The following is a 4,821-nucleotide window of genomic DNA, read 5'->3' on the forward strand; positions in this document are numbered from 1 at the left end:
AGGTCGGCGAACTTGCCGTGGTGGTAGTAGCCCTTCTCCGCCGAGACGTAGGAGTCCAGGCCCATCCAGTCGACGACGTCGTCGCCGGGGTACAGGTCGTTCCACCAGGACTGGGCCATCCACTTCTCGTTACCCATGTAGGCCATCACGTTGATCGCGTTGGTGACGCCCTTGGACTCCAGGCGCTTGATGGTGTGGCGGTACATCGCGGCGAAGTCCTTGGCCTCCCAGCCGGAACCCTTCTTGGCGATGACGTCGTTCTCCGGCTCGTGGTTGAGCACGAGGAAGAACTTCTCCGGGAAGTTCTTCTTGACGTGGGTGGCGAAGGCGTCGATGCGCTTGTCCTGTTCGCCCTTGGCGACCTTGGCCCAGTTCGACCCGTAGGCGATCTTCCAGTTGAGCAGCAGCACGCGGGGCTGGTCCTTGTCGCGGGCCATGGCGATCTCGGCCTTGGTGGGGAAGACCTCGTCGCCCTTGTGGTAGGTGTGGAAGATGCTGGCGGTGCGGCCGGAGGTCTTCTCCCACTTCTTCAGCTCGGCGTCACGCGGGGCGGTGGTGAAGCCGCCGGCGGCGGCGCCCCAGAGGACGCCACAGGAGGGGACCAGGTTCGCACCGGTCACACACTTCCCACCCGCCGGCGCGGCGGCCGGGGCGGCCGTCGCGGCGCTGGTACCAGCCAGAGCGGTACCGGCACCCACGGCCATGGCGGCCAGAACGGTCAACGACTTCGCGAACTTGATACGCACTTTCAGAACCCCCCGCGTTGTCCGGCCGCTGTCGACCGGGCATGCAATGAGATTCCGGTGCTGCGGGTGCGCGGCCGGGTCCCGAACAGGTGCCGCCGGGTTGCGAACGACCCGAACAGCGAAACTTGAGGATTTCGAAGCCGGAAATTCCCTGTCGTTCGGCGTGGCCTCCTCTTCGCCGGTCCATGTTGACCAGTGACGCGTACTGGCCGTCAGTGGCCGCCTCGACGGGACCACAAGTTGTGAGAACGTGTGGCACCCTACTGACCATGTCCATGCCAGCGGACGACGTGGCTGAATATTTCGCCACTGCGGAGCCGGGACCGGAGGATCCGGGGCCGCTCGCCCGGTGGATCCAGGCGGACCGGGTTCGGGCGGTGGCGATCGCCCTGATCGTGGTGACGGTGGCATGGCGGGCCGCCATCGCCACCCGGGGCTACTTCTCCCAGGACGAGTTCGTGATCGCGGCTCGGGCGATGGACACCGGGTTGACCGCCGACTATCTGCTCGAAATCTTCAACGGCCACCTGATGCCGGGTGGCCTCTGGCTGGCCTGGCTGATAGTGCGGGTCGACGGGCTCGCGGGCTGGCCCTGGGTGCTGCTGCTCACCGTCGGACAGGTGGCGGTGAGCGTGGCCTTCTACCGACTGCTGCGTACTCTCCTGCGGCCGGGGTGGGCCCTGCTGGTACCGCTGTGCATGCTCCTGTTCAGCCCGCTGACCCTGGAGGTCAGTTCGTTGTGGATGGTCGGCCTGCTGATGCTGCCCGTGCAGCTGGCCATGGTCCTCGCCATCGGGGCGCTGATGCGCTATGCGCGCACCGGCCAGCACCGGTATGCGGTGGTTCTGATGCTGGCGGTGGCGCTCGGGCTGGCCTTCGACACGAAAGCGCTGCTGATCGTCCCCTTGGTGTTCCTGCTGGCCGCTTGCCTGTTCTGCGCCGGGCGCACGTTCGCGAGCTTCCGGGAAGCGACCCGCCGATTCTGGGCCGGTTGGGTGGCGCTGGCCGCGCTGACCGCCGCCTACGTGCCGTTCTACCTGTCTCGGCCGTCGCCGCGCCTGCAGCAGCCCGAATCGCCCGGCGGCGCGGTCGCCTTCGTGGTCGATCTGGTCGGGACCAATCTGGTGCCCGGAATGCTCGGCGGTCCCTGGCGATGGACACATGCCGGCGACGGCCCGCCCCTGGTCGACCCGCCCGAGCCGGCCGTGTGGCTGGCCTGGGCGGCGCTACTGGCAGTGGTAGTGGTGACCGTGCGGCGTCGCGCCTCGGCGCGCCGGGCGTGGCTGTTGCTGCTCGCGTACGTCGCCATGGTCGCAGCACTGTTCGTCGTGACCCGTCTCGGCGGCACGCTCGGCAACCTGGCCGGCCTGGTTCCCCGCTACCTGGCGGACGTCGTGGTGGTCGCGGCCCTGTGCGTCGGCGTCGCCCTCCTGGGTCTTCGCGACCGGGAGGAGCGGGGCGCGGCGGAGTGGCCGGTGCCGTCGGTGATGCGAGAGCCTGGTGCCTTCGCGGTGGGGCTGGTTGCCGCGGTTGTCGTCGCGGCGACGGTCGCCGTGGGCACCCTGTGGAGCATCACCCGGTTCAATGACACCTGGCAGACGAAGTACGGGCGGGACTACCTGGCGACGGCGCAGGCCGAGCTGGCCGCGGCACCGCCCGGTACGGCCCTGCTGGAGAACGTCGTACCCGAACAGGTGGTCGCCGGCTACTTCTACCCGGACAACCTGCAGTCGCACTTCTTCCGCGCGGCGGCGCGGCAGCCGGTCTTCGTGACCGAGGCCGAGGAACCGTTGATGTTCGACGACATCGGGCGGATTCGGCCGGCAACGGTGGAGGGCCTGGACATCGTCCCCGGACCCACCGACAACTGTGGCCACCGGGTCTCGTTCGGTCCCGCCCTCCAGATCCCGCTGGAGGCGCCCGCCTCGGATTGGCCGTGGTGGATCCACGTCGGATACCTGAGTTCCGGCGACTCGACCGTGACATTCCGGTTGGGCGAAGCAACCCACAGGTTCGACGTTCGACGTGGGCTCAACCAGATCTACTTCCAGTTGCAAGCGGAGGGCGACGCGGTGCAGCTCAGCGTCAGCAACCCGAAGGTGACCTTGTGCACCCGATACCTCACCGTCGGAAAAATCGTGCCAAAGGCATCCTGACGCGCAGCGAAACGTTCCACCAGCTTCCGGTGCGATCGTGAGTTTGTTGGTGCAGTCGGGTTGCGGGCTCATGTTCGGCCGACGGTGGCCGACGTTGGGTGGCATGCAGATGCAGGCAGCTGTTGAAGGTGCCCTTGTCGGGGCGCTGCGCGTAGGTGGCGGTACCACCGATCAGCGCATCGAGCGGGCGTTGCGGGTGCTCATGGAGCAGCTGGGTCTGCAGGTTGCCTTTGTCAGCGAGTTTCGTGACGGGTTGCGGGTGGTGACGCACAGCGTGCGGGTGCCCGACGGACCGGAAATGCCGGCCGGCACCACGCATCCGGTCGAGGACACGTTGTGTCATCTGGTCGCGTCCGGGGAGCTGCCGGCGGTGGTCGGCGACGCCGGCGCGCATCCGGTGCTGGCCGGGCATCCGCACACCGTTGCGTTCGGTGTCGCGGCGTATGCCGGTGTGCCGTTACGGGTCGGCGGTCAGGTCCGTGGAGCGGTGTGCTGCGCAGGTCCGGCACTGGCGGACTCGCTGAACCCCCGCGACGAGGTCACCCTGCGCGCGGTCGCGGCCTATATCGGCGAGGTCCTCGACGGGGGCGACGCCCCGGACGGTCCGGGGTTGCGGCGCCTGGCGGAGGCCGTCGCCGCGGGCCACGACCTACAGGCGCTGACCCGCCCGCTGCTGCAACTGCTGCAGGAGGTCACCGGCCTGGAGTCCACGTATCTGACCCTGGTCGACCCGGCCTCTGACGAACTGATCCTGGCCTACACCCACAACACCGGGAAACTGCACATCCCGGAAGGTTTGACGGTGAGCTGGCAGGACGCGCTATGCCGCCGCGCCATCGACGAGAATCGTTACTACGTCGCGGACGTGTCGGCGGTGTGGCCCGACGCGCACGTGGCGCTGGACCTCGGTATCGCGGCCTACGCCAGCGTGCCGGTGCGCGACGCCCGCGATGAGATCCTCGGCACGCTGTGCGGGGCCAGCAGCACCGGCACCGTCATCGACGAGCGCGAGTTGGCGATCATGGCCACGTTCGCGCAGCTCATCGCCGCGCAGCTGGCACGCGAAACCGCGCACAGCGTCGCCGCCACCCGCGCCACGATTCTCGAGCGGCGCCTCGGCGCGCTGCGCGACAGCGCCGAGCGTGACGCGTTGACCGGGTTGGCGAACCGGGCCGGTATCCACCGGTGGCTGCAGGCCGCCGGCGAGCGGATCGCCGGCGACGGTGCCCGGCTGGCGGTCGCGTTCGTCGACCTGGACAAGTTCAAGGCGGTCAACGACACCTTCGGGCACGGCACCGGCGACGAGGTGCTGCGCCGCGTCGCCGCGTCACTGGTTCGCACCGGGCGCGCCGGCGACCTGCACGGACGCCTCGGCGGAGACGAGTTCATCGTCGCCGCGGTACTGCCGCCTGACGCCACAGTGCACGAGTGGACGCAGCGGGTGCGCCGCGCCGCGGTCGCGCAGCTCGACGTCGTACGCGTCGTCGCCAGTGTCGGTGTCGTCACCTACGAACCCGGTACGGCGTTCAGCGTCGACGAGATCCTGGACCACGCCGACAAGGCGATGTATGCGGTCAAGCACGGCACCGTAGACGCCCGGACGGCATCCACAGCCTGAGCAAGGAGAGATCAGCTCTCGGCAGGCGCGGTCCTCAGCTTGAACCTGTAGAGGCCGCCTGCCCCGGCGACGGCCAGCGACTGGCCCGTAGGGCTCCAAGCGCAGGCGTGGGCGGCTTGCTCGAGCCTCGTCAGGGCGCAGGCGCTGTCGGATTCCGCCGCCCAGATTCGTATGGTGCGGTCGGAGCTCGCGGTGGCAAGCAGAGTGCCGTCCGGTGCCACAGCGACGGAGTTGACCCGGTCAGCGTGACCGACGAGCGTACGGCGTTCAGCACCGGTCACGGCGTCCCAGATCCGTACGG

General features: G+C 68.8%; 3 protein-coding genes and 1 pseudogene. 2 read left to right on the forward strand and 2 right to left on the reverse strand.

From position 1 onward, the window contains the following. On the reverse strand, positions 1-746 hold a 746-nt coding region (locus tag AB0B58_RS37580), incomplete at its 3' end, for a glycosyl hydrolase (RefSeq protein ID WP_360234386.1). A gap of 269 nt (positions 747-1,015) precedes the next feature. Between AB0B58_RS37580 and AB0B58_RS37585 the strand changes: the two genes are divergently transcribed. Both AB0B58_RS37585 and AB0B58_RS37590 read left to right on the forward strand, forming a co-directional pair. Then, positions 1,016-2,902, forward strand: coding sequence for a hypothetical protein (locus tag AB0B58_RS37585; protein WP_360234389.1), 1,887 nt, complete (start codon positions 1,016-1,018; stop codon positions 2,900-2,902). Positions 2,903-3,005: 103 nt separating this feature from the next. Beyond that, complete coding sequence (locus AB0B58_RS37590) at positions 3,006-4,520, forward strand: diguanylate cyclase (protein ID WP_360234392.1); 1,515 nt, start codon at positions 3,006-3,008, stop codon at positions 4,518-4,520. Between the two features lie 11 nt (positions 4,521-4,531). On the opposite strand, the pseudogene AB0B58_RS37595 reads toward AB0B58_RS37590, so the two are convergent. Continuing rightward, positions 4,532-4,821: pseudogene (locus AB0B58_RS37595) on the reverse strand (hypothetical protein); the annotation flags it as partial.

Source organism: Actinoplanes sp. NPDC049118 (genome assembly GCF_040648555.1).
Taxonomy (GTDB): Bacteria; Actinomycetota; Actinomycetes; order Mycobacteriales; family Micromonosporaceae; genus Actinoplanes.